Origin of the sequence: Fibrisoma montanum, assembly GCF_003583365.1 — a bacterium.
Lineage (GTDB): Bacteria > Bacteroidota > Bacteroidia > Cytophagales > Spirosomataceae > Fibrisoma > Fibrisoma montanum.
On record NZ_QXED01000001.1, the window covers coordinates 220,933 to 245,143 of the forward strand.

At 52.6% G+C, this 24,211-nt stretch carries 21 protein-coding genes; 16 read left to right on the forward strand and 5 right to left on the reverse strand.

Annotated elements, in window-relative coordinates; all coding sequences use genetic code 11:
- Window positions 1–45: 45 nt before the first annotated feature.
- Entirely contained in the window at window positions 46–1,434 is a 1,389-nt protein-coding gene (locus DYU11_RS00990) for a TolC family protein (RefSeq protein WP_119666663.1), read from the reverse strand.
- 101 nt (window positions 1,435–1,535) lie between these two features.
- Here DYU11_RS00990 and DYU11_RS00995 point away from each other — a divergent pair, with 101 nt between their 5' ends.
- From DYU11_RS00995 to DYU11_RS01045, 11 genes are all read left to right on the forward strand, one after another.
- On the forward strand, window positions 1,536–3,167 hold the full coding sequence (locus DYU11_RS00995) for an amidohydrolase (protein WP_119665783.1): 1,632 nt from the start codon (window positions 1,536–1,538) through the stop codon (window positions 3,165–3,167).
- A 14-nt stretch (window positions 3,168–3,181) separates the two neighbouring features.
- The gene (locus DYU11_RS33925; RefSeq protein ID WP_374755983.1) at window positions 3,182–3,484 is read left to right on the forward strand and encodes an Rpn family recombination-promoting nuclease/putative transposase; all 303 of its coding nucleotides are present in this window, start codon (window positions 3,182–3,184) and stop codon (window positions 3,482–3,484) included.
- A gap of 596 nt (window positions 3,485–4,080) precedes the next feature.
- On the forward strand, window positions 4,081–5,490 hold the full coding sequence (locus DYU11_RS01005) for a serine hydrolase domain-containing protein (protein WP_119665784.1): 1,410 nt from the start codon (window positions 4,081–4,083) through the stop codon (window positions 5,488–5,490).
- A 178-nt stretch (window positions 5,491–5,668) separates the two neighbouring features.
- The gene (locus DYU11_RS01010; RefSeq protein ID WP_119665785.1) at window positions 5,669–6,793 is read left to right on the forward strand and encodes a PDDEXK nuclease domain-containing protein; all 1,125 of its coding nucleotides are present in this window, start codon (window positions 5,669–5,671) and stop codon (window positions 6,791–6,793) included.
- A gap of 201 nt (window positions 6,794–6,994) precedes the next feature.
- Complete coding sequence (locus DYU11_RS01015; protein WP_119665786.1) at window positions 6,995–7,591, forward strand: recombinase family protein; 597 nt, start codon at window positions 6,995–6,997, stop codon at window positions 7,589–7,591.
- Window positions 7,592–7,935: 344 nt separating this feature from the next.
- Window positions 7,936–8,928 carry an aldo/keto reductase gene (locus tag DYU11_RS01020; RefSeq protein WP_119665787.1) on the forward strand — a complete coding sequence of 331 codons (993 nt, stop codon included), beginning with the start codon at window positions 7,936–7,938 and terminating at the stop codon, window positions 8,926–8,928.
- A gap of 89 nt (window positions 8,929–9,017) precedes the next feature.
- On the forward strand, window positions 9,018–9,965 hold the full coding sequence (locus DYU11_RS01025) for a helix-turn-helix domain-containing protein (RefSeq protein WP_119665788.1): 948 nt from the start codon (window positions 9,018–9,020) through the stop codon (window positions 9,963–9,965).
- A 39-nt stretch (window positions 9,966–10,004) separates the two neighbouring features.
- Window positions 10,005–11,039, forward strand: coding sequence for an aldo/keto reductase (locus DYU11_RS01030; protein ID WP_119665789.1), 1,035 nt, complete (start codon window positions 10,005–10,007; stop codon window positions 11,037–11,039).
- Window positions 11,040–11,270: 231 nt separating this feature from the next.
- On the forward strand, window positions 11,271–11,615 hold the full coding sequence (locus tag DYU11_RS01035) for a putative quinol monooxygenase (RefSeq protein WP_119665790.1): 345 nt from the start codon (window positions 11,271–11,273) through the stop codon (window positions 11,613–11,615).
- A gap of 39 nt (window positions 11,616–11,654) precedes the next feature.
- Complete coding sequence (locus DYU11_RS01040; protein ID WP_119665791.1) at window positions 11,655–12,668, forward strand: AraC family transcriptional regulator; 1,014 nt, start codon at window positions 11,655–11,657, stop codon at window positions 12,666–12,668.
- 162 nt (window positions 12,669–12,830) lie between these two features.
- Window positions 12,831–13,517, forward strand: a complete 687-nt coding sequence (locus DYU11_RS01045) for a hypothetical protein (protein WP_229365652.1) — start codon at window positions 12,831–12,833, stop codon at window positions 13,515–13,517.
- Between the two features lie 653 nt (window positions 13,518–14,170).
- Here DYU11_RS01045 and DYU11_RS01050 read toward each other — a convergent pair.
- A complete protein-coding gene (locus tag DYU11_RS01050) occupies window positions 14,171–14,632 on the reverse strand; it encodes a GreA/GreB family elongation factor (protein ID WP_119665793.1) in 462 nt (153 codons plus the stop codon).
- Between the two features lies 1 nt (window position 14,633).
- Entirely contained in the window at window positions 14,634–16,346 is a 1,713-nt protein-coding gene (locus DYU11_RS01055; RefSeq protein WP_119665794.1) for a GMC oxidoreductase, read from the reverse strand.
- Between the two features lie 149 nt (window positions 16,347–16,495).
- Here DYU11_RS01055 and DYU11_RS01060 point away from each other — a divergent pair, with 149 nt between their 5' ends.
- From DYU11_RS01060 to DYU11_RS01075, 4 genes are all read left to right on the forward strand, one after another.
- Window positions 16,496–17,350 carry an SDR family oxidoreductase gene (locus DYU11_RS01060; RefSeq protein WP_119665795.1) on the forward strand — a complete coding sequence of 285 codons (855 nt, stop codon included), beginning with the start codon at window positions 16,496–16,498 and terminating at the stop codon, window positions 17,348–17,350.
- A gap of 81 nt (window positions 17,351–17,431) precedes the next feature.
- On the forward strand, window positions 17,432–18,295 hold the full coding sequence (locus tag DYU11_RS01065; protein ID WP_119666665.1) for an SDR family oxidoreductase: 864 nt from the start codon (window positions 17,432–17,434) through the stop codon (window positions 18,293–18,295).
- 114 nt (window positions 18,296–18,409) lie between these two features.
- Window positions 18,410–19,768 (forward strand): cytochrome P450, encoded by a 1,359-nt coding sequence (locus DYU11_RS01070; RefSeq protein ID WP_119665796.1) that lies wholly within the window; start codon window positions 18,410–18,412, stop codon window positions 19,766–19,768.
- Between the two features lie 216 nt (window positions 19,769–19,984).
- Entirely contained in the window at window positions 19,985–20,359 is a 375-nt protein-coding gene (locus DYU11_RS01075) for an HPF/RaiA family ribosome-associated protein (protein WP_119665797.1), read from the forward strand.
- Between the two features lie 61 nt (window positions 20,360–20,420).
- Here the strand turns inward: DYU11_RS01075 and metK are convergent, their stop codons facing one another.
- Window positions 20,421–21,698, reverse strand: coding sequence for a methionine adenosyltransferase (gene metK, locus DYU11_RS01080; protein ID WP_119665798.1), 1,278 nt, complete (start codon window positions 21,696–21,698; stop codon window positions 20,421–20,423).
- A 206-nt stretch (window positions 21,699–21,904) separates the two neighbouring features.
- Between metK and DYU11_RS01085 the strand changes: the two genes are divergently transcribed.
- Complete coding sequence (locus DYU11_RS01085) at window positions 21,905–22,867, forward strand: glycosyltransferase (protein ID WP_119665799.1); 963 nt, start codon at window positions 21,905–21,907, stop codon at window positions 22,865–22,867.
- A gap of 29 nt (window positions 22,868–22,896) precedes the next feature.
- Here the strand turns inward: DYU11_RS01085 and DYU11_RS01090 are convergent, their stop codons facing one another.
- The gene (locus DYU11_RS01090; RefSeq protein ID WP_119665800.1) at window positions 22,897–24,147 is read right to left on the reverse strand and encodes a glutamate-5-semialdehyde dehydrogenase; all 1,251 of its coding nucleotides are present in this window, start codon (window positions 24,145–24,147) and stop codon (window positions 22,897–22,899) included.
- Between the last annotated feature and the right edge of the window lie 64 nt (window positions 24,148–24,211).

Genomic DNA, 24,211 nt, shown 5'->3' on the forward strand with positions numbered 1-24,211 from the left:
GATTGAATAGGCCTTCATTCAATCAGTCGACTGCTTACGCAATGGTTAGCGTAACTCCTGCGAGATGGTGCTACTCAATCGCAGGAGTTCAATTTCAGCGGCTTTGGCGTTAAACTCCGCATCGATCAGACGTGTCTGAGCATTGATGGCATTTCGCTGAACGTCCCGAAATTCGACAAAGGTTGAGTTTCCGATGCGGTAACGATCGTAGGCGATATCAACGTTCTGATTGGCCAGTTGATTGTTCTGCGCTTCGAGGTTAACCAGCGTCAGGCTATTCTGATACGTCTGGAAGGTCTGGCTGAGCGTCGATTGGAGTTGCAGCCGCTGATCGCTCTCCTGCGTTCGGGCAATTTGCGTATTGATTTTAGCATTCTGAATCTGCCGCCTGAGGTTGTACCCATTGAAGATTGGGATCGACGCCTGTAGGTTGTACGTCATACCGTTGTTCCGGCCGGTACGAATACCGAAGCCACCCTGGTTATCAATTCGCTGGTAGTTATACCCGGCCGTAGCCGTAACGAGCGGGAGTTGCAAGGCATTAACCTGCCGGATGTTAATATCGGCCAGTGTCCGGTTTATAACAGCCGCGGCTAGCTGTGGGTTGTTTGCCGTCAGAGATTGCTGCAATGGAGCCAGTTGCAGGTCATTCCGCACAAGAATGGTATCCCGAATCGCAAATTCGGTCAGAGGATCACGGATCAGCAACGTATTGAGGAAGATTTTGGCATTCCGGAGGGCCTGCTGCTGCGAGACGAGGGCTGCGCTGTCGGTATTGTAGTCGACCTGGGCGCTCAGAAAATCAACTTTTGACCGGGTTCCTACCTCGAACGTTGCCCGGGCCAGCTCTAATCGCTCGCGGGAAATATCGAGTGCCTGACTAAAGGCAATCAGTCGTTGCAGCTGCCGGATTACGTCGTAATATCCCGTTGCGACGTCCGCCATCGTGGCTTCAATATTGGCCCGGGTATTAACCGTACTAATCTGCAATAGCTGGCGAAGTTGTTCGTACGTAGCGGATCGATTGAAGCCGTTAAAAATGGTGTAGTTGGCGTTAATACCAAAATTATTGGTTCGGTTGAAGATGCCTCGAATCTCCTGCGGAGGCCGGAGAGCATCCAGAAACGTTTGCCGGATCGATTGAATGCTTCCCTGTGAGTTAATATTGCCCGTTACGGTAGGCAGGTATCCTGCATTGCCACGCGTGTAGTTATTGCGGGCAATTTCTTCCTGCGATCGGGTGATCTGGACCTGATAGTTTCGCTCAACGGCAATGCTTATGGCCTGAGGTAACGTCAGCTGCTCACCGGTTTGCGGGATGGTAGCAATCGTGAACGCGCGTTCCTGCGCACGTTGAATTGGGTTTTTTGGCTGCTGCGCAAACGCAGTGACGGCGAGAGAAAAGAAAAGAATCCAGCAACTGTAGGACTTCATCGAATTAATATTAGCGGAATAATCGATCAAAATTACAAGAATCTGGTATTGAACCGTCGACTTACTGACTTTCCTTATATTGCGTACTTTACCCGTTATCCATGAAACGCACACTGCCTGCTATTTTAACTATGCTAATCGGCCTGGCCGGTTGTTCTTCTAAAGAAAAAGCTGATCTACTCGTCACCAATGCGCTGGTTTACACAGCCGACTCGGCGTTTTCGACGGCCGACGCGTTTGTAGTCAGAGATGGTAAGTTTGTTGCCGTTGGATCGGCGAATGAACTTACCGGGAAATATGACGCCGACAGTACCGTCGATCTGGGCGGCAAGCCTGTCTACCCGGGTTTTTATGACCCCCACGCCCATTTTATGGGTCTTGGCCAGGTTCTCGACCAGGCCGATCTGGTCGGTGCAGCTTCCTACGACGAAGTGATTGATCGCCTGAAAGCGTACGCGCAGAAACACCCCGACGCCCTGTGGATTACCGGTCGTGGGTGGGATCAGAACGATTGGCCTGATAAGCAATTTCCTACCAAAGAGAAGTTAGACGCTGCTTTTCCAAACATTCCGGTTGCTTTGACGCGGGTTGACGGCCACGCCCTGCTGGTTAATACCAAGGCTTTGCGACTGGCTCAGGTGACGGCGGGTTCACGCCTGAACGGGGGTGAGGTACTGCTGGCCAACAACGAACCTACGGGTGTGCTGGTCGATAATGCCATGAACCTCGTCAAACGAGTGATCCCAAAACCTACTGAAGAAGACCGGGAGCGGATGTTGCTGGCAGCTCAAAAGGTATGCTTATCCCAGGGGCTGACCTCGGTGTCGGATGCCGGCCTGAACCGCCCGGACATTGAACTGATCGAACGGCTCCAGAAAGAAGGTAAGCTTAAAATCCGTGACTACGTCATGATCAGCCTCGGTGAGCCAAACCTGGAATACTACCTCAAACGCGGCCCTTTCCAGACGGACCGGCTGACGGTGCAGTCCTTTAAACTCTACGCGGATGGCGCGTTGGGATCGCGGGGGGCCTGCTTGCGCCGTCCTTACAGCGACCGCCCCGAAACCGCCGGTTTTCTGCTGTTAAGCCCGAAAGAACTGGAACGTATTCTGACGCTGTTGGCCAATAGCAAATTTCAGGCGAATACCCACTGCATCGGCGATTCGGCCAACCATCTGATTCTGGACTTGTACGGTACGTTATTGAAAACGAAGAACGACCGACGCTGGCGCATCGAACACGCGCAGGTAGTGTCGCCGGACGATATTGTCAAGTTTGGTCAGTATTCGGTGATTCCGTCGATCCAACCCACGCACGCTACGTCGGATATGTACTGGGCGGGTGACCGTCTGGGGCCAGTGCGCGTGAAAGGAGCCTATGCGTTCAACGACCTGATGAAACAAAACGGGTATCTTATTGCCGGCAGCGATTTCCCGGTGGAGGCCGTAAACCCGCTGTTTGGGTTCCACTCGGCTGTTGCCCGGCAGGACGATAAGGGTTTCCCGGCCGGCGGGTATCAGATGGAAAACGCCCTGGACCGGCGGTCGGCGCTACTGTCGATGACCCGTTGGGCAGCCTACGCCAATTTTGAGGACAAGCTGCGGGGGAGCATCGAACCGGGCAAACAGGCCGACTTTGTGGTACTGGAGCAGGACATCATGAAAGCACCGAATCCGCAGTTACGTACGGTAAAAGTACAACAGACCTGGATTGGCGGGGAGCGGCTTTTCTGATCAAGTCCAAGACTATAGATAATCCGCACGACAAATTTTTCAAGGAAACGTTCTCGCGGCCGACAATTCTGACTGATTTTCTGCAAGCCTACCTGCCAATTGAAATAAGCGAAGCCATCAATACGAGTTCGTTACGGCGTGAAGCTGATTCCCACACGGATGAAGCGTTAAGTGAGCATTTTGCCAACCTGGTCTTTTCGGCTACGTATTGTACTGTTCCCATAAAAACAACTCTGCTGTTTGAGCATAAAAGTTACCCTGAGTCTTACGTTCACTTTCAATTGAACCAGTATCTGCTGAACATCTGGCAGCACTAGCTTAAGCAGAAACAGTCGCTTACGCCGGTGTTACCCATACTCGTTTATCACGGTAACAGGTGATGGCAGAAGAAACCGTTCGCTGCTTATTTTGAGGATGTCAGTCAGAACCTGCTGCCGTTCACACCCGTTTTTGACTACGTGGTGGTTGATCTGTCGAACATCGACGAGCAGTTGCCAGAACTAAAACAAATTACGCCCGTTTAACCATCCTGTTGTTACAGTACAGTCGTCGTTTAAATGGTAAAAAAACAGGCACCTAATAGACTGATAAACTGATCTTCTCAAGCAGGAAGTGCATATGCCTCATTAACTCAGGGGGGTCTGATAATGAGACTTTGATTTATGAGACGACATGTTGAGAGCGCTTATTCAAGATTTAACTCAGCCTGTGAGTCGTCAACCTGCTTCTTTTGAAATGGGGTTTAGTGAAACGCTTAAGATACCAATTTTCTACTTGAAGCTTTTCGTACTTTGGCCAGCTTACAATAGAAGCGGAACTACTCAATTGCCAAGAAACAACGATGATTATGCAACCTTCTATCGACTCATGCGTCATTGAGGAAATTAGTTGAATCTTTTTCAGGTTTCCCGCCATGCTACTTCGACTATTCTTGCTTTGGGGGTCTTTTTTGCTGGCGACTGTTCCCAGCTTCTCCCAAAGCAGCCAGCTGCCTTATCGTCAGGTTTGCGATTCAATCATTGCCCGCTTTAACCGGGATGAGTTTAAAGCCATCTATCAACTAGCGGATACCTCATTTTCCAGGACTATTTCCGAAAACAAACTAGTTACCTACCTGAAAAGTAATCGAAATAGTGGTAACATTATCCGGGTGGTTTCTCAGCAAGAAGCCAGGGGGGGCGTTTTGTATCACCTTGAGTTTGAGGTTAGAGATATGAATATGTTTCTAAAAGTAACACTGGAGGGAAAGTTTAGCAGCTTTGGTCTGTCTAGTGTTCCTGTTTCGTTATTCACGACCCCTCCCTCCATTGCCAGTAGCAACGCGCTCAAGACAGATCTGGATCAGGCGATTGATAGTTTAGTCCGCGACTACTTTCGTGATCCCAGAGCGGTTGGGCTTTCTATTGGCCTCATTAAAGACGGAAGACCCTTTATGTACCATTATGGAGAAATCAAAAAAGAAAGCGGTAAGCTCCCCACTCCATTAACTGGTTATGAAATCGGTTCTGTGACCAAGACGTTTACAGCTCTCTTGTTAGCCCAGGCTGTGACCGAAAAGAAGGTTACTCTAGCTGACGACATTCGACGTTATCTGCCGAGTGATTATCCTAATTTACAGTTTGGCAACCAGCCAGTTACCTTGCAGGATTTAGCTAACCATACCGCCCGCCTACCACCCATGCCACCCAATATTGGTGATCAACCAGGCTACAATCCTTCCACTCCAGAGGCCAACTATGATTCCAGCTTGTTTTATGGAGCTCTTCACGCTGTAACGCTTGATACGTTGCCGGGCTACAAATTTGACTATTCTAACTGGGGTATGGCCATCCTAGGGCATATTGTGGAGCGGGTCTATCACCGGCCGTATGATCAATTACTGAAGCAATACATTACCTTACCATTAGGCATGAATCAAACGAGCTACCACCAAGTTGATGAAGACAAAAAACGAATGGCCTTACCCTACACCGAGAATGGGAAAGAGTTTTCATTTCAGGCTGAAAGTTTCCTGGGGCCCGCTGGCGATATTCACTCCAATTTAGCCGATATGATGCGCTACCTCCAAGCCCAGATTTCGGAAAAAGACCCGGCTATACGCTTAACGCATCAGCCCACGCGTAACAACATCGGTCTTGGCTGGGGTGTACGCAATACGGGCTCCTACTGGGATATTCAGCATAATGGCAGTACACCTGGGTTTACGACCCATATTTCGGCTTTTCCCGAGTTGGGTAATGGCTGCGTGATCTTAGCTAACAGTAAAGCAAACATGGGTAAATTAATTCTGGGTACGCAGGCTATTCTCAAACAAAAAAAATAATATATGTGTCGCTTAAAACGCTCATACTTGAGACGAAGATGTCCTTAACGAACTTGTATACCATTCATGGCAGGCTAGTGTATTCATGCTGAGCGTGTTCTGTTTGGGGCGGCAACTTGCTTGAACGTATCAAGTTTTACTTAGTCTTATAGCAGGCTGATAATCGTTACCTTTCGGAATGGAAGTGTTTAAGCAATACCCAGAACTACTTCGTCTGGTTAAACAGCAGATTCAGCAAGCTCAAGTTAAAATAGCTACCTCCGCGAACCAACAACTCTTACTGTCTTACTGGCAAGTGGGGAGTTTAATCCTGTTTTTTCAACAGAAACAGGGATGGGGGGCCAAAATAATTGATCGCCTTTCGGCTGATATTCGCCAAGCTTACCCAGGAATTGAGGGTTTTTCGACTCGTAACCTTGGCTACATGAAGAAATTTGTGGTGGCTAATCTGCCCTTAATTTTGCAACATCCTGTTGCAAAATTACCTGAAGCCTCTCAGGAGGACGTTGATATAGCTCCCATTGTAGAAAATGCAGAAAACGTCGAGCAGTTATTTATGCACTCGGTAGTGTCAAAAATCACATGGTCACACCATATTATTTTGCTCGATAAAGTTAAAGATGCAGGGCAGCGCCTTTGGTACATCGAACAGACGTTGAGGGGGAGTTGGGGCCGAAACGTACTTCGCCATCAAATTGAGATGGATTTGTATGAGCGCCAAGTAAAGACGCCTAAACTGACTAATTTTGAGTATACTCTGGCCAAGCCTCATTCTGATCTGGCCACGCAGCTATTGAAAGACCCCTATATCTTCGACTTTGTGGTGGCCACAGCCAAGGCCAACGAGCGCGATGTAGAACGTCAGTTAGTTCAGCAGGTGAGTAGGTTTCTGCTGGAGTTAGGCCAAGGCTTTGCATTCGTAGGCCGCCAATATCCCTTAAAAGTAGGAGATGGAGAGTACTACATTGATTTACTTTTCTATCATATTCGGTTACGTTGTTACGTGGTCATCGAATTAAAAGCCAGAGACTTTGAGCCAGGGGATGCTGGTCAGATTAACTTTTACGTGAATGTGGTCAATGACTATCTGCGTACCAAAGATGATAATCCAACGATTGGTTTACTGTTATGTAAAGGCAAAGACCAGGCCTTGGCCGAATATGCGTTAGCTGGTATTACCAATCCCTTAAGTGTCGCCGATTATCAGTTAACCAAAGCGGTACCTGACGAATTGAAATCGCAGCTCCCTTCCATTGAAGATTTGGAGCAGGAGTTAAAAAATGAAGGAGAGGGCTTAGAGTAACTGCCTCCGTAGGTTACAGATAAAGTTGAATAAGTACTAAAATCAGTGTCTCCTTAAACGATCTACCTGCTGATGAACTAGTTATTATTAGCTCTCCTCTCTATTTCAAAGCATACGCATGCAACCAGCTGATTATTAAGTGCATCTTCTCAGAAATACTCTTTATCTGTAAGCATTTTTGCGACCGTTTCGCCTACCTTTATGTTATTTGGCTATGCACGTGTATCCACGCAAGATCAAAATTTGGCCCTGCAATTGGATGACCTGAAAAAAGCAGGTTGTCAAAAAATATTTCAGGAAAAGGTATCTTCAGCTAAGGTACGACCACAACTTCAGAAGATGCTGGAGGTTCTACGAGAAGGCGACACGATCATCGTTTGGAAGCTGGATCGGTTAGGCCGGTCACTAAAAGAGCTTTTCACGTTGATCAATGACTTTCAAGCCAGAGACATTGGTTTTCGAAGTTTGAATGATGCCATCGACACTACTACCGCGCAAGGTCGATTAGTATTTAATCTTTTTGCCTCATTAGCCGAATTTGAACGAGATCTCATCCGCGAGCGCACTAAAGCGGGCTTGGCCGCAGCACGCGCTCGGGGCCGTGTGGGAGGCCGTCCCAAGGGTCTTACTCCGGAAGCGCAGGTAAAAGCACGAGCGGTCAAGACGATGTATACTAATAAACTGAACACGATTGCTGAGATTGGTCAGCTGTTTCATATAAGCCGAGCAACAGTGTATCGGTATCTAGCTTGGAAAGAAGAAAGTAAAGATTTAGTAGTGAGGGACATTGCTTCATAAAACGGGTGATAAAAGAGACGCTTTCCTAACAGTTAGTCTGCTACTATTGGCATAACCAAACAAAAAGGACGGGCCGCCACTGCGGCAAAATGCCAACCACAGCGGTGGACCGCCCGTATCTAAAAGGTGAACGATATTAGTTGATACAGGAAAGGTTGGCTGAAATATCACTACTTTTCACTGGCTCCCTTCAACGGGTTTAGGACGGTCTGCTTTCACGTATCTGCCTCCACTCGGTGCCAGTACCGCGTTTTGTATTGCAGAAACTGTGTTTCGTTTAGCTGCCAGGCAGGGCCTTACCCTGACCTTTGTAGCATAATAAATCGATAAAACCACAATGCGGTATGAACAAGTTAGAAAAAGTAGCGCTCGGTAGTCAGGGTTTACAGGTCTCCGTACAGGGCTTGGGCTGTATGGGCATGTCTGACTTCCCCGGCGGCACTATATATGGTACACCCGACGAACTCGAAAGTATTGCCACGATTCACCGGGCGCTTGAACTCGGGGTAACCATGCTCGACACGGCAGATGTATACGGCCCCTTTACCAACGAGCAACTGGTCGGCAATGCCTTGGCGGGTAAACGTGACCAGGTCACGATCGCTACTAAGTTTGGTTTCGAGGTTGACGATGCGGGTAGCATTACCTACGCCTTTAATGGCCAGCCTGCTTACGTCCGAAAGTCCATTGAGCGATCATTGAGGAACCTCAAAACGGATTACATCGATCTGTACTACCTGCACCGGCTAGACCCCAACACGCCCATCGAAGATACCGTGGGCGCCATGGCTGAGCTGGTTCAGGAAGGAAAGGTCCGATACCTGGGCTTATCCGAAGTGCCTTCGGACATTATTCGTCGGGCACATGCCGTACATCCCATCACGGCCATCGAGAGCGAGTATTCGCTGTTTGATCGAGGAGTAGAGATAACGGGTGTGCTGGAAACAACGCGAGAACTGGGAATCGGCTTTGTGGGCTACTCGCCCCTGGGACGGGGTTTTCTGTCGGGGGCGATCAAATCGCCGGATGATTTCGAGCCGAACGATTCACGCCGGATGTTTCCCCGCTACCAGGGCGACAACTTTTACAAGAACCTGGAGTTAGTGACTAAGCTGGAATCAATGGCCCAAACCAAGGGGGTTTCCGCTTCGCAACTGGCCCTGGCCTGGGTACTCGCTCAACATGTAGTGGCCATCCCTGGAACCAAAAGACGGACCAACCTGGAAGCCAATGTAGCCGCTGCCGCTATCACGTTGAGCCCCTCGGAACTCGATGAACTCGATGCCATTCTGCCGGTGGGCAGCGTAGTGGGTTCCGCTTACCCCGTTTTCAGCTAAACGATCAACGCCCGTTTCGGGCTGTCAGTGAAACCAGTTAGGAAATCTGACAACCCGAAACAGGCTTTGACCACAGGTATCAGGTACCGATGAAACAAACGACCAACGACATTCAGACGCTACACACCGTCACTGAGTATACCCGGTTCTACGGCCTGCCCGCCCCCGCCCATCCGTTGCTGACCCTGATTGATTTGAAAGCGGCTAACCAACAGGCGGTGGCCCGTGGCGATAAGAGTGTACTCAAACCGGTAGTTCTACAGCTTTACACCATTTTTTTAAAGCGAAACCTGAACGGATTATTATATTACGGTCATCGCCCCTACGATTTTAGGGAGGGGGTCATGGGTTTTTCAGCACCCGGCCAGGTATTCGCGGTCGATCCGTCCCTGGACACCACCCAAGTGACGGGCTGGATGCTGGTGTTTCACCCGGACCTGCTGCGGAAATATCCGGTAGGCAAACGAATAGGCAGTTACGGCTTTTTCTCCTATGCCGTGCATGAAGCGCTTCACTTATCAGAACAGGAAGAAGTTCAGCTTGGCCGATTGCTCGACAACCTGCGGGCGGAGTGCCAACGACCGATTGATGCTTTCAGTCAGGATGTACTGGTAGGCCAGGTTGAGTTGCTGTTGACCTACGCCGACCGGTTTTATACCCGGCAGTTTGTTACCCGGCGTTCCCTCGAACACGACCGTGACGAAGGATCGGTATTGAGCCGCTTCGAGACCGCGCTGAGGGACTATTTCGCGCAGGAGGCTGACCAGCCTTTACCAACCGTTCAGTTCTTCGCCGATCAACTGAACGTATCTCCCGCCTATTTGAGCGATCTGCTTCGCGTACTGACCGGGATGAACACGCAGCAGCATATTCACCACGCCCTAATCGAAAAAGCCAAACGATTGCTGCTGACAACGTCTCTGTCGGTCAACGAAACGGCCTTTCAGCTGGGCTTTGAATACCCGCAGTATTTCAGCCGCCTGTTCAAAAGCAAAACGGGTCTCAGCCCAGTGGCCTTTCGCTTCTCGGCCCAATAGCGACTCCGTCCAACTTTTTAGGCCATACCCCCCCCTACAATGACACTGACTGATTATCGGACACTGGGCCGCTCCGGCCTTGCGGTGAGTCCCTTATCCCTGGGCACCATGACCTTTGGTAACCCGGCCTGGGGATCGCCTGACGACACCTCCCAACGGATCTTTAATGAGTACATCGATGCCGGGGGTAACTTGATCGACACTGCCGACGTCTATTCGGGTGGCCGCAGTGAAGAACTCGTTGGTAGGTTTATCGCCGACCGAAACTTACGTGACCGGGTAGTGTTGGCTACCAAATTTGGCTTCAACACGCAACCGGGCAACCCCCACGCGGGGGGCAACGGGCGCAAGCATGTTCACCAGGCTCTCGAAAGCTCCCTGCGTCGGCTGAAGACGGACTACGTGGACCTCTACTGGCTGCACGTCTGGGATATGGTAACGCCCGTGGAAGAGGTTTTGCAAACGCTGGGTGCGCTGGTACAGGCGGGTAAGATCCGTTACTTCGGCTTCTCGGACATGCCCGCCTGGTACACGACCAAAGCGGCTACGTTGGCCGCCCTTCATCAGGTACCCGGCCCCATTGCTATGCAGATGGAGTACTCACTGGTGGAGCGCATGGTGGAGCAGGAGCACATTGCCGCCGGTCGCGAATGTGGCCTGAGCCTGTTGCCCTGGAGTCCGCTGGCCGCTGGCTTTCTGGCGGGCAAGTACCAGCGGACCGATGCCGGTGCCAGTGGGCAGGGACGACTAAGCGGCACGAATCCGTTCGGTACGTCAAAATTCACCGACCGAAACTGGCAAATTCTGGATGGGCTTCGTACCGTGGCCGGGCAACTTGACGCCCCCCTGGCTTCTGTGGCGCTGGCCTGGCTGCTAGCGCAACCGGGGGTTACCGCGCCGATCATAGGTGCCCGCCAAATTGAGCAGCTTCGGGACAATCTGTCTGCACTCACAATCCAGTTCACGGTGGACCAATTGGCGGTCTTGGAGTCCGTTTCCAAACCAAACCTGTTTTTTACGCCAGGTCTAAAAAAGATGATCTTCGGAGGAGAATCAGTTCAGGCCTGGCCGTGACGCAGAAGGTAGTGTAGCCAACCATTCGATCAGGGTGCAGCGTATACGCTTTTTTCGGCATTTCTTCGCGATTCCAGGTACCTATCCAGCAACCCCGACATCTGGTGGCACAACCCGGCTGTAAGCAACGCTGGTCCGAACGGACAGAACACCCGCGCAGCGGCGGGTGGAACGAAGGCCGGGGCCGCTCGGCAATGCCCGGTAAAAATGCGTTTAATCAACTAAAAATCTATGGATCCGATTGTTCAAATTACCGATTCTGAGGAAGTAATCGTCCTGCTTACCCTTCAATTCAGACCCGGTACTGCCGAAAAGGTATTGGCCAGTGTGGTGCCGAGTATCCGGCCTACGCGGGCGGAAGCGGGCAACAATGCGTTTCACGTATTCAACGTCAAGGGCAGCGCCGACAAGGTGGTCATTTTTGAGCGCTGGAAAAGCCAGTCTGCCTTAGAGGAGCACTGGAAGCAGCCGTACACGGAAGAAGCAATGGCACTATTTAGAGAGTATTTGGTCGAGCCGCTCTCTGATACTAGAGACGTACTGTACCTCACGGATGTGATGAAACCGGGCGAATAACTAACCAGCCATTGGCCTTGGCTAAATGACTATAACCGAATGCCAGCCGACGCTACCATTTCCTCCGCTTCCGTAAAAGGGCTACTCTACGCCGTCACGCAGTGCGGGGCCGATGCCAAGGCGTTGAGCCAGGCTGCGGGCTTGGATAGTACCCTGTTGAAAGACCCTGATGGCCGGGTGCCGATGGCGACCATGCAGCGCCTGTGGGCGTTGGCTGTCCAGGCCACAAATGATCCGCACCTCGACCTACACCTGGCTGGGCATGTTCACCATAGCAGCTATGGGGTGCTGGCGTACGTACTCATGAATTGTCCTACAGTGGGCGCGGCTATTCACAAGTTGTGCCTGTATGGAGACATCGTTTGCAACGGCACGCGCATCAGCCTGCGCCACCGGGGAAACAGCGTGGAACTGGTCGTCGACATAACCAGTCCCACAATTGTGTACCCCCACTTTGTGCTCAACTCCGAGCTATCCATTTACCTGCATATGCTACGGGGGCTGAGTGGGCAATGGTTCGACCTCGAAGCGGTATACTTAGCCTACCCCGCTCCGGCTAATACCCGCGAGCACGAACGCGTTTTCTCACCGGCCCCCGTGCAGTTTGACTCCCCCTACTCGGCGCTGCGCCTGCCAGCTACTGTGTTAGCGCTCCCCATTCCTACTGCCGACCCGCAGCTACTGGCGATGCTCGAGCCACATGCCGCTGCCCTGCTGGAGCGTCTACACGAACGGCCCGCTCTTGCCGACCGCGTACGACACGAGTTGTTGCGCCTGTTAGTCCAGTCGGCACCCACCCTCGAAGCCGTGGCCAGGGCTCTGAGCCTGAGCCCCCGCACGCTTCAATTGCAACTGCGTCAGGACGGCCACAGCTATCAGCAACTGCTCGACGAGGTACGCCGTGAGTTAGCTGAAGACCACCTGCGCGCCCACATCCTGAGCATCAAAGACATTGCTTTCCTGCTGGGTTTCGCCGAGCCGGGTGTGTTTATCCGGGCGTTTCGTCGCTGGACGGGCCAGACACCCGGTATGTTCCGCCGGGGAACGGGATAGCCGTGCCAGGCACATGGGCAAAGGGCTGACCGCAACGTGGCCATGTGTGGCGCAACCAACTAACGCAGCAGATTCATTGAAGTGCTTTTTTGATGCCTTGCGCGAAAAGTCAATCCGATTTTCGGAATCGGTTTATACGCCAGCCACTAGCGCACATTAATTTTGCAACATATTAACGCCCGCTGGGTAACTACCACCATGTTTTTAGGTCATTTCGGAGTCGGTCTGGGGACCAAGCCCCTCCAACCACGCGTATCGCTGGGCACCTTGTTTCTGGCGACCCAGCTGGCTGATTTACTGTGGCCTACCCTGTTGCTACTGGGCGTAGAGCGCGTCGAAATTCGTCCCGGTTTGCTGGCAGCTTCGCCCCTTGACTTCGTGTATTATCCCTTTTCGCACAGTCTGCTGGCGGAAGTGGTATTAGGGATAGCATTGGGCCTGGCCTATGGCCTGATTCGGCGTAACTGGCTGGAAGCCCTGCTGGTGGGCCTGCTAGTGCCCAGTCACTGGCTGCTCGACCTGATCATGCACCGGCCCGATCTGCCCCTTTACTTTGGCCAATCCCCTAAAGCCGGACTCGGTCTGTGGGGAAATCTGCCCGCTACGCTACTACTCGAACTGGGCTCGCTGGCAGTCGGCCTATGGGTATACCTGCGCCACACCCGGGCGCGTAACCGCACCGGTCGATTCGCACTCTGGGGAATGATCGCCTTTTTAGTGCTCGTTTATGTGGGCGGTGCTCTGGGCCCGGCCCCGGCTAGTGTAGCGGCCCTAGCCTGGAGCGCTCAAATATTATGGCTGGTCGTGGCCCTTGGCTACTGGGTCGATGCGAATCGAGAGTCTGTATAGGAAACTGTAGGCGGAGCACGTCCGATCCTACTTCAGGGAGGATGGTAGCCAAGTGGACTTGCCATCTTTCACTGGGCAGAAAAGCTAAGAAACATGATCGTGGAGATAAGTCCTGAAAAGCTAGTTCAATCAGAGACTTGTTAATCCTATGTCTGTAAGAATCTCTTAATACGCTCCTTTTCGCGAGACTACCTCCTGATTGATTGTAGGTTTTTGTTGCTATGTTAATGTCGGGAACAACGCTTACTCCGCGTCATCAAGGAATTTGAACAAGCTATCAGGCAACTGGTCGACTCCATTGATAGACAAACGTTTATCCAGACAGCCGTGGTCTATTTAAGTTGGTCCAGCGACTTGATAACGCACGAACTAGTAGCTATTTTTCGTAATGTTTCGACTAAATCAGGAGAGTTAGCCATGTCAGCTGCAGAAGCCTGAATTAATGAAGGTGTTAAAAAAAGGCCTCGAAAAAGCCGTTAAAAGAATGCTCAAGCTTGGCATGAGTCCGGAACCCATTGCTCCTGCGCTTGAGCTGTCACTGCCGGACGTTCACCGGCTTATGAAGCAACTTCAGACGAATAAACAATACGAGTAGCTGGGTACTCGTATTGGGCATCGGCCAACTGACTGTGCTTTTCAGTTGGCCGATGCCGTTAATGTACGTCCACAATTCGGTAGCTTACCGAATTAAATGTAAACTCATCGCCGGTTGTTTTGCCTATCAGTTTACTCCCGATGGGTGAGGCTGGGGAAATCGCAAAGTAATCAACGCCGTCTAGGGTTAGCTTTCCGGCACTAATGCTCAGGAAGAATGAACCTCGACTAGTCGTTACCAGGCTGCCCGACTGAACGGTTGCATACGTTTTGTCGACCGAAAGCTGCTCCAGTTCTTTCTTCACCTTCATTGCCTCGGCCAGTTGCTGGGCATGGCGGTCGCGTTCGATCTGGGCCATCGCCCGGCCGGTTTCATACTTATCGCCGGCGCTGCTTTTCGATTCGGAATTGGCTGACTCCTGTGCCGCTTCCATGGCTTTCCGGGCCGTATCAACGCGTTGCTGAACGTATGCCCGGCACTGATCAACTAAGCGTACTTTAATCGCGTGCGCGTCGGTCATGCTACAAATTCTTCTTTTTTAACTCCGATACGGCATAGTCGGCCGCCCGGGCGGTCAGCGCCATGAACGTAATCGACGGGTTCTGCGTCCCGGTCGAGGTCATTGCCGCGCCATCCGTCACAAATACGTTCTTGACCAGATGAAGCTGGTTGTGACCATTCAGCAACGATGTTTTCGGATCACGACCCATTCGAACGCCCCCCATTTCATGAATATCAAGGCCGGGATTCCGATGATCGTCGTACGGGCTAATGGTTTTGCACCCCGCTTTTTCCAGCATGTCGGCGCCCTGCTCCAGAAAATCCTTCATAGATTTCACGTCGTTGTCGTCGTAACCAACCGACGTAACCAGTTGCGGAATGCCCCACGAGTCTTTTTGATCCTTGCTGAGCCGAACGTGATTATCGTACTTCGGAATGGTTTCGCCCTGCATCATCATGTAGACGTGCCAGCCACCCGGATCGCTTAACTTATCCTTGAATTCGGCCCCGAATCCTTCCGTACCCGCGCCCCGCTGCCAACCCGACCGCGATGCGCTGAACGCCACCATATAGCCACGCTGGAAGTCCATTTCCTGCTTCTGCACGTTCCGGAAATTCGGCATGAACGCCGTCGTTGGCCGACGACCATAGAAGTAACCATCCGGGAATCCGTCATACGTAGCGTTCAGGCTTCCCCGGTAGTTGTGAAAGGCAACATAATGGCCCAGTAAGCCGCTATCGTTACCAAGGCCGTTGGGAAAGCGTTTTGAGGTCGAATTCAGTAAAATCAGATTTGTGTTGAGACAGGCAGCATTGACAAAAATAACGCGGGCGTAGTATTCGGTCATCTGCTTTGTGTTAGTATCAACAACCCGGACGCCCGTCGCTTTCCCCTTGGCATCGTCGTAAATGATGGAATGCACCACCGAGAACGGACGTAAGGTCAGGTTGCCGGTCTTTGCCGCCCAGGGCAACGTCGACGAATTCGAACTGAAATAGCCACCATACGGGCAACCCCGGTAGCAGAGATGCCGGGCCTGACACTGAGCCCGGCCCTGATCGTAGTGAATCTGCTGCGGCTCCGTCAGGTGCGCGCACCGGCCAATAATGACATGTCGATCCCTGTAGCTTTCGGCCACCCGTTTCTGAATGTGCTTCTCCAGACAGTTCAGTTCCCACGGCTTCAGAAACTCGCCGTCGGGTAGGGTTTCAAGTCCGTCTTTATTGCCACTGATGCCGACAAATTTCTCAACGTGGCTGTACCAGGGCGCAATATCCTCGTAGCGAATCGGCCAGTCGACCGCAATGCCGTCGCGGGCGTTGGCTTCAAAATCGAACCGACTCCACCGCTGGGTTTGCCGGGCCCAGATCAGCGATTTACCACCAACCTGATAGCCCCGAATCCAGTCGAATGGCTTCTCCTGCACGTAGGGATGTTCGGCATCCTTCACAAAATACTGCTTCGTTCCTTCGTCCAGGGCATAACACTTAGTGGCAATGGGGTTCTCCTGATCGAAGGCATCGGGCATTCGGTTGCGGTGCGGAAAATCCCAGGGATTGAGCGTAGCCGATGGGTAATCAACGATGTGCCGCACATCCCGCCCGCGCTCCAGCACCAGGGTTTTCAAGCCTTTTTCGCAGAGCTCTTTGGCCGCCCATCCCCCACTGATGCCCGATCCGATCACAATGGCGTCGTAGGATCGAACTGCTTTTGCGTCGCCGATGATGTTCATAATCAAAAAAACAGGATGCCGTTGAAACAGGAACAATCGACAAGTTACGACGAAACCGGCACAAAATAATTCACTACCAAATCAATAGATTTCTGCAAACAACCGCCCTCGCTTTTGGCTTAACCAAGGGAATAATTCAAAGTGACGTTATGGAAACCCAAATTCCACCTCAGCATCAGGACGTTCAGCCGGGTATACAGGCCGAACTGGTGCCTCAGCCCAAAATAATCCGTCCCAACTACCGAGGAACCGGTAAACTTAAAGGGAAAGTGGCGCTCATCACCGGGGGCGACAGTGGCATTGGCCAGGCTGTAGCCGTACATTTTGCCCGCGAAGGGGCCGACATAGCCATCGTTTATACGGAGCGCGAAGAAGTAGACGCCCAGCAGACCAAAGAACTGATTGAAGCCGAGGGCCGTCAGATTCTGCTGATTCCGGGCGACCTCCGCAGCCAGGCGTTCTGCGAAGAAGCCGTGGAACGAACCGTTGGAAAGTTCGGGAAGCTAAACATTCTGGTCAATAACGCAGCGCTGCAGCTTCAGCACAAGTACTTTGAAGAGATGCAGGACGAGGACCTGGTCAAAACGTTCGAAACCAACATCTACTCGATTTTTCGGGTAACGAAGGCGGCCCTCAACCATCTCCACGAAGGGGATAGTATCATCAATACGACGTCTGTTACGGCCTATCAGGGTCGGGCTGACCTGCCGGAGTACTCATCGACAAAAGGTGCTATTATGGCCTTCACCCGGGCACTGGCCGGCAATCTGGCGCAGAAAAAAATCCGGGTTAACGGCGTGGCACCCGGCCCGATCTGGACACCCCTGAATCCAGCTTCGGTGTCGGCCAAAGAGGTGGCTATGTTCGGAAAGGACGTACCCATGAAGCGCCCCGGTCAGCCGGCCGAAGTAGCTCCGGCTTACGTGTATCTGGCCTCAGATGACGCTTCGTACGTGACCGGTCAGGTTGTTCACCCCAACGGCGGCACGGTTGTAAACGGATAACCCAGTCAGGTTTCGACATAGCGTTTTAGCCTACCGGCTAGCCGTTTGACCGAAACCCGTAAACAGAAAACTTTATACGTTATGGAACAGATGGAAATGGAGATTCCGGCGCAGAAACAGGACGCCCAGCCCGGAATCGAATCGCAGATGGACCCGCAGCCGATCTACATCCGCGACGATTATCAGGGATCAGGTAAGCTGCAGGGCAAACTGGCCTTGATTACCGGGGGCGACAGCGGTATTGGCCGGGCTGTGGCCGTGCATTTTGCCCGCGAAGGAGCCGATATAGCCATCATTTACCACCCTCGGGAGGAAGAAGACGCGCAGAAAACCAGACAGCTGATTGAAGCGGAAGGGCGTAAGAGCATGCTGCTTCCGGGCGATCTGCGCAGCCTGTCGTTCATCAAAGAGTCCGTCGGTAAAGTCATCAGCGAGTTCAGACGAATCAATATCCTGGTCAACAACGCAGCCGTTCAGTACCCGCAGAAAGAACTGACCGACATTAAGGACGAGGACATGGTTGCTACGTTCGAAACAAACATCCTGGCGATGTTCCGGCTGACAAAAACGGCGCTGCACCACATGAGCGAAGGTGATTGCATTATCAACACGACATCCATTACGTCGTACCGGGGCAGCGAAACCCTGCTCGACTACTCCTCTACAAAAGGAGCGATCACGGCCTTCACGCGGTCGTTGTCGCAGCATCTGGTCGACCGGGGTATCCGGGTGAATGCAGTAGCCCCCGGCCCCATCTGGACTCCGCTGATTGTAGCGTCTTTTGACCCGGAACGCGTAGCTAATTTCGGCAAAAACACGCCTATGGAACGGCCCGGCCAACCAGCCGAAGTCGCCCCGGCATACGTTTTCCTGGCCTCGGAGGATGCCTCCTACGTAACAGGGCAGGTAATGCACGTAAACGGTGGGGAGATCATCAACTCCTGAGGTCAATACAGTGTCGCCGATACGTGCACTTATGACAGCTGTTGCGTAGCATTAAACAGGCGAACCTGTTTATCTTTACAACCGTCCGGTCCTGTTTGACCGGGCGGTTTTTTTATGGAAACGATCACCTCCCCTACTCCCCCCATTCCGGTTCATCCCGGCCTGCCGTTCGTGGGTAATACGCTCGAATACCTACGCGGCCCGCTGCCGTTTCTAAACCGGCTTCAGGAGCAGTACGGAACGAACCGAATTGTACGGATCGCCCTCGGCGGCCTGACAACCATCCTGCTTTTAAAACCGGAAGAGACCCGGTACGTTTTGCAGGAAAACAACCGTAACTACGGCCGTGGGCGATCATTTGCCGTGCTGCGTCAGTTTCTGGGTAATGGCCTGCTTACCAGCGAAGGAGACTTCTGGCGACGGCAACGGCGACTGGCTCAACCGGCCTTTCACAGACAGAAACTGGCTATACTGGCGGAAACCATGATCGACGAGGCTGTTGCCTGGGGCGACCGACTGCAACAGACAAACCGCAAGGACCCTGTCAACGTTACCAGTGCTACCATTGACGCTACACTTCGGATCGTCTCGCGCAGCCTTTTCGGCAGCGTATTGACCGACCGCGTCGATGACTTGTCGAATGCACTCGCTTCGCTGAATCACCTGGCGAATAACACCCTCATCAATCCCATACGGTTACCCAAGTGGGTACCTACCCCAACCCAGCGGGCCTTTCGCCAGGCCACCGGAACGGTTGATAGTCTGATTCACCGAATCATTCAGACCCGCCGGGCGTCGACTGAAAGCCGCGACGACCTGCTGGATATGCTGCTTCGAGCCGAAGATGAAGAAACCGGCGAACGGATGTCGGACCAGCAGCTTCGCGACGAAGTAGTCACGCTTTTCATCGCCGGCCACGAAACTACCGCTACGTCGATGGCCTGGACCCTGCATCTGCTGGCAAACCATCCCGACGTGCAGGCCCGGGCCAAAGCTGAAGTAGACGCCGTGCTGGCCGGACGTGACCGCCTTACGCCGGAGGACCTGCGTTCGCTGACGTATCTGATGCAGGTCATTCAGGAATCGCTCCGATTGTATCCACCCGCCTGGGCCATGAGCCGCCTGTCGCTCGGTCTAGACCGCTTGGGCGAGTATGCCATCAACTCCGGTGAAGGCATCCTGGTCAGCCCGTACGTGCTGCACCACGACCCCGCATCTTGGCCGGACCCCGAACGGTTCGATCCTGATCGGTTCCAGCCCGAACGGGTTAAAGAACGGCATCCCTACGCGTTTTTACCCTTTGGCGGAGGACCACGTCTGTGCATCGGCAATCAGTTCGCCCTGATGGAAATGCAGGTGCTGCTGGCCGTTCTTTTGCAGCGGTTTACCAGTAAGCCAACCGGCCGGCGCATTGATGTCCAACCTCTGATTACGCTGCGATCCAAACAGGCAGTTACCGTTTTTTTGAGTTAGTCAACAAGGCAAATTATACTTTACCAGGATTTTTCGTAGTGGACCGTTCCACGGTTTGGATTAAACTACAGTTTATGAATCAGGTTCTGCCTTACGAAATCACAAAGCGTGAAACACAATTGCACCTTTCGTAGCTGCTCTTGACATTGTCAGTCATATAGCCAAACTTAGATAGTCCATTGATGTTCTGATATTTCTCACTTAACAAGCGACACAATGAGACTACAGATTAACGCCGTGCACTTTACGGCCGACCGGAGTTTGCTGGATTTCATCCAGGCCAAGTTCAACAAATTAGATACGTTCCACGACCGAATCATCGGTGGGGAGGTATTTCTCCGACTAGATGGTGCTGACACGAATAAAGTCAAGCAGAAAATCGTCGAAATCCGCTTAACCATTCCTGGCAAAGAGTTATTTGTGAAGGAAAGCGACAAAACCTTCGAAAGCGCCACCGACCGGGTGCTGGACGTACTGAAAGATAAACTGGTTCGCTGCAAGCAGAAACGTAACGATTTTTCAAGCCAGGCTATCGTCGAAGCCAAATCACGAATGAAAGAAGATGAGGTTTTTGAACCTGATGAGTTATAAGATCATTTAACAACAAAAAACCACCTCGCGCGAGGTGGTTTTTTGTTTCAGACCGATTGTATTACAACCCAAAGGCGTCCTTGATTTTGTCGACGTAATCAAGTTTTTCCCAGGTAAACAATTCGACTTCAATCTCTTTGGCGCTGCCGTTCGAACCAAATACTTTCTTTACGATTTCATTCCGGCGGCCCATGTGCCCGTATGCAGCCGTTTCGGAGTAGATCGGGTTGCGGAGTTTCAACCGCTGTTCAATCGCGTACGGACGCATATCGAACAACTCCTCGATCTTGTTCGCAATCTCGCCATCGGTCATGTCCACTTTAGCTGAGCCGTAGGTGTTGACATACAGGCCGCACGGCTTGGCTACTCCAATCGCGTACGACACCTGCACCAGCACCTGATCGCACAGACCAGCCGCCACCATGTTCTTGGCAATGTGCCGGGTAGCGTAAGCAGCCGAGCGGTCCACTTTCGAGGGGTCTTTCCCCGAGAAAGCACCACCTCCATGCGCTCCCTTACCGCCGTAGGTATCCACAATGATTTTGCGGCCGGTCAGGCCCGTATCGCCGTGCGGACCACCGATCACGAACTTACCGGTTGGGTTGATGTAGTACGTAATATCGTCTGTGAACAGGCTGTGCAACTCTGGCTTCTGAGCTGATTTCACCCGTGGGATAACGATATTGATAACGTCTGATTTAATTTTCGCGAGCATCGTTTCATCATCAGCGAACTCATCGTGCTGCGTTGAAACAACGATTGTATCGATCCGAATAGGCTGATGATCGTCAGAATACTCAATTGTCACCTGCGACTTTGCATCCGGCCGTAAATAAGGCATTAGATGACTCTCATTATTCCGGATATACGACATCTCGCGCAGAATAGCGTGAGCTAAATCCAGCGGCAACGGCATGTAGTTATCCGTTTCGTTGGTCGCGTAACCGAACATCATACCTTGGTCACCAGCACCCTGTGCATTGGCTCGCGTCTCGAAATCATCGCTGTCAACAGCCCGATCGACGCCTTGGTTGATGTCGGCCGACTGATCGTGCAATGCTGAGAAGATACCGCACGAGTTAGCCTCGAACATGTACTCACTCTTGGTATAGCCAATCCGGCGAATTACGTCGCGGGTAATCTTCTGAACGTCGAGGTACGTATCAGTTTTGATTTCCCCGGCCAGTACCACCTGCCCGGTCGTTACAAGGGTCTCGCAGGCTACCTTGCTGGATGGGTCAAACGCCAGGAAGTTATCAATCAAAGCGTCGGAGATCTGATCGGCGACTTTGTCGGGATGTCCTTCAGAGACAGACTCGGAAGTGAATAAATACGGCATCGATACTCGGTTGACTTAGTTTTACCTGCAAAGCTAACGGATTATCGCCACAGGGCAAATAGCTGTTTGGCGTCACTGCTTTTCCGAGGTTCATTATCAGCCTTTTCCCGGCAACCGGTCTCCAGCCGTGCTCGGGCTTTTACTAACCGGTCTGCCCGGTAGTTCAGTTTCTTCAACAATCGCCCGGGTGTGCTTATTAATGCCGTATGCGAAAACTCAACATTCTGGTCTGGCACATTCACGGGGCGTATCTGACGGCCCTCGCGCAGGCTGAACACAACTGGTACGTACCCATCAAACCTGATCAGTCCGAAGGTTACATTGGCCGGGGCGTCGGTTCGTCGATGCCCGACTACGTTCGGGAGGTACCCGCCGATCAGGTCAGGAACCTTGATCTGGATCTGATCATTTTCCAGACCCCCAAAAATTACCAGGAAGATCAGTACGAGATTCTGTCGGCTGAGCAGCGGCAACGGCCCCGTATCTATCTCCAGCATAACAGTCCCGAACCACACCCGACCGATTCGCGCCACTGGGCCGCCGATGATCCAGACACACTGCTCGTTCACGTAACGCATTACAACCGGCTGATGTGGGATACCGGCACCACGCCTACAACCGTGGTTGAACACAGCGTAGCGATCGACCCATCAATACGGTACGATGGCAGCCGTCCGGAGGGTATTTTTGTGGTAAATGAGATGCAGCGCCGGGGCCGGATGGCGGGCTATGACCTGTACGAAACATTACGGCAGGACCTGCCCCTCACTACCGTCGGTATGGGCTCGGCCGCGATCGGCGGCATTGGCGAAATTCATTATACGCAGCTTCACCGGCGCGTAGCCGAATACCGATTCCTGTATAGCCTGATGCGCTACAGCAGCTTGCCCCTGGCCGTGATCGAAGCCCTGACGATTGGTATGCCCGTGGTAGCTTTGGCCACCACTGAACTGCCAACAGTCATAGAAAACGGCGTTCACGGATTCATTTCCTGCAATCCTGATGAACTGCGGCAGCACATGCAGTTTCTGCTCGACAACCCCGCCGAAGCCCGGCGCATGGGCAACAACGCCCGTAAGCTGGCGCAGGAACGGTTCAGCATCGAACGATTTGTGCGGGACTGGAACCGCGTTTTTGCCGAAGTAGTGGGCCGGCCGGTAACTGCGTGACGTATCTGGGGCAGGGTGCACCGATGTCCTTACCACCGCACCTGTCCGTCACCCACGACGACCCACTTTTCGGTCACCAGCTTTTCGAGTGCAAACGGTCCGCGGGCGTGTAATTTTTGGGTTGAGATACCAATTTCGGCTCCGAGTCCAAAAACGGCACCGTCGGTGAAGCGAGTAGATGCATTCGCATACACGGCGGCTGCGTCTACCTCATTCAGAAAGCGCTCGATGATGGAGGAGCTCTGCGAAACAATAGCCTCGGAGTGCCGCGACGAGTACGTTTGAATGTGCGACAGGGCATCGTCCGGGCCAGAAACGACCTTGACAGCACATTTGTAGTCGAGAAACTCCCGTCCGAAATCCTCGGGCTGGGCGGCCTTCAGGTGAGGATAGCCGGCCTTGACAAGAATAGCATAAGCGGTGGTATCAGCAAACACCTCGACGTTCCAGTTCATGAACTCGGCCGTCAGGCTGGGCAGGAATGAGTCGGCAATGGTTTCGTCGACCAGGATGCAGTCGAGGGCGTTGCACACCGACGGCCGCGAGACTTTGGCGTTGACCACAATAGCCCGTGCTTTTTCCAGATCAGCCGATGCTTCGACGTAGGTATGACACACGCCCGCGCCCGTTTCGATAGTCGGCACGAGCGAATTTTTACGCACGAACTGAATCAGCGATTCCGAGCCGCGGGGAATGATAATATCTACGTATCGCGTGGCTGTCAGCAGTTCGTTGACCACCGCCCGGTCGGGCGGCAGCAGCGATACGGCCGCTTTCGGTACGTCAAATTCCACCAGCACCTGCTGGATCAATTCCACCAGCTTCCGGTTTGAATAATCCGCTTCCTTACCTCCTTTCAACACGCAGGCATTACCCGAGCGGAGGCACAACGACGCCACATCGACCGTTACGTTCGGCCGCGACTCGTAAATTACCCCCACAACCCCCAGCGGCACCGCAATTTTACGGAGTTGCAGCCCCTGCTCAATGGTCTGTTCCAGCAACACGACTCCCGCCGGATCGGGCAACGTAGCAACTGTACGAAGACTCGCGGCCAAATCGGCAACCCGGCTTTCGGTTAGTTTCAGGCGGTCTTTCTTGGGGTCGCTATCCGGCATCCGGTCGAGGTCTTTCTGGTTTTCCGCCAGAATATCGGCTGAATGGGCCGTCAGGACATCGGCCAGGCGGTTTAGTAAAGCCGTTTTCTGCTCACTGTCCAATCGCCGAACGGCAGCCGCGGCTTGTTGCGTAGCCTGCAGGAGAGGGGTTATGGTGTTCATACATGTAAAAAGGAGAAAGGAAGAAAGGAGGAGAGGAAGGGAAAACCTACTACCTTTCGTCCCC

What these genes read in the sequence shown, in the direction of transcription:
- DYU11_RS00990 (WP_119666663.1), bottom strand. Translation starts at nt 1,434, where the DNA reads ATGAAGTCCTACAGTTGCTGGATTCTTTTCTTTTCTCTCGCCGTCACT.
- DYU11_RS00995 (WP_119665783.1), top strand. Translation starts at nt 1,536, where the DNA reads ATGAAACGCACACTGCCTGCTATTTTAACTATGCTAATCGGCCTGGCC.
- DYU11_RS01005 (WP_119665784.1), top strand. Translation starts at nt 4,081, where the DNA reads ATGCTACTTCGACTATTCTTGCTTTGGGGGTCTTTTTTGCTGGCGACT.
- DYU11_RS01010 (WP_119665785.1), top strand. Translation starts at nt 5,669, where the DNA reads ATGGAAGTGTTTAAGCAATACCCAGAACTACTTCGTCTGGTTAAACAG.
- DYU11_RS01015 (WP_119665786.1), top strand. Translation starts at nt 6,995, where the DNA reads ATGTTATTTGGCTATGCACGTGTATCCACGCAAGATCAAAATTTGGCC.
- DYU11_RS01020 (WP_119665787.1), top strand. Translation starts at nt 7,936, where the DNA reads ATGAACAAGTTAGAAAAAGTAGCGCTCGGTAGTCAGGGTTTACAGGTC.
- DYU11_RS01025 (WP_119665788.1), top strand. Translation starts at nt 9,018, where the DNA reads ATGAAACAAACGACCAACGACATTCAGACGCTACACACCGTCACTGAG.
- DYU11_RS01030 (WP_119665789.1), top strand. Translation starts at nt 10,005, where the DNA reads ATGACACTGACTGATTATCGGACACTGGGCCGCTCCGGCCTTGCGGTG.
- DYU11_RS01035 (WP_119665790.1), top strand. Translation starts at nt 11,271, where the DNA reads ATGGATCCGATTGTTCAAATTACCGATTCTGAGGAAGTAATCGTCCTG.
- DYU11_RS01040 (WP_119665791.1), top strand. Translation starts at nt 11,655, where the DNA reads ATGCCAGCCGACGCTACCATTTCCTCCGCTTCCGTAAAAGGGCTACTC.
- DYU11_RS01050 (WP_119665793.1), bottom strand. Translation starts at nt 14,632, where the DNA reads ATGACCGACGCGCACGCGATTAAAGTACGCTTAGTTGATCAGTGCCGG.
- DYU11_RS01055 (WP_119665794.1), bottom strand. Translation starts at nt 16,346, where the DNA reads ATGAACATCATCGGCGACGCAAAAGCAGTTCGATCCTACGACGCCATT.
- DYU11_RS01060 (WP_119665795.1), top strand. Translation starts at nt 16,496, where the DNA reads ATGGAAACCCAAATTCCACCTCAGCATCAGGACGTTCAGCCGGGTATA.
- DYU11_RS01065 (WP_119666665.1), top strand. Translation starts at nt 17,432, where the DNA reads ATGGAACAGATGGAAATGGAGATTCCGGCGCAGAAACAGGACGCCCAG.
- DYU11_RS01070 (WP_119665796.1), top strand. Translation starts at nt 18,410, where the DNA reads ATGGAAACGATCACCTCCCCTACTCCCCCCATTCCGGTTCATCCCGGC.
- DYU11_RS01075 (WP_119665797.1), top strand. Translation starts at nt 19,985, where the DNA reads ATGAGACTACAGATTAACGCCGTGCACTTTACGGCCGACCGGAGTTTG.
- metK (WP_119665798.1), bottom strand. Translation starts at nt 21,698, where the DNA reads ATGCCGTATTTATTCACTTCCGAGTCTGTCTCTGAAGGACATCCCGAC.
- DYU11_RS01085 (WP_119665799.1), top strand. Translation starts at nt 21,905, where the DNA reads ATGCGAAAACTCAACATTCTGGTCTGGCACATTCACGGGGCGTATCTG.
- DYU11_RS01090 (WP_119665800.1), bottom strand. Translation starts at nt 24,147, where the DNA reads ATGAACACCATAACCCCTCTCCTGCAGGCTACGCAACAAGCCGCGGCT.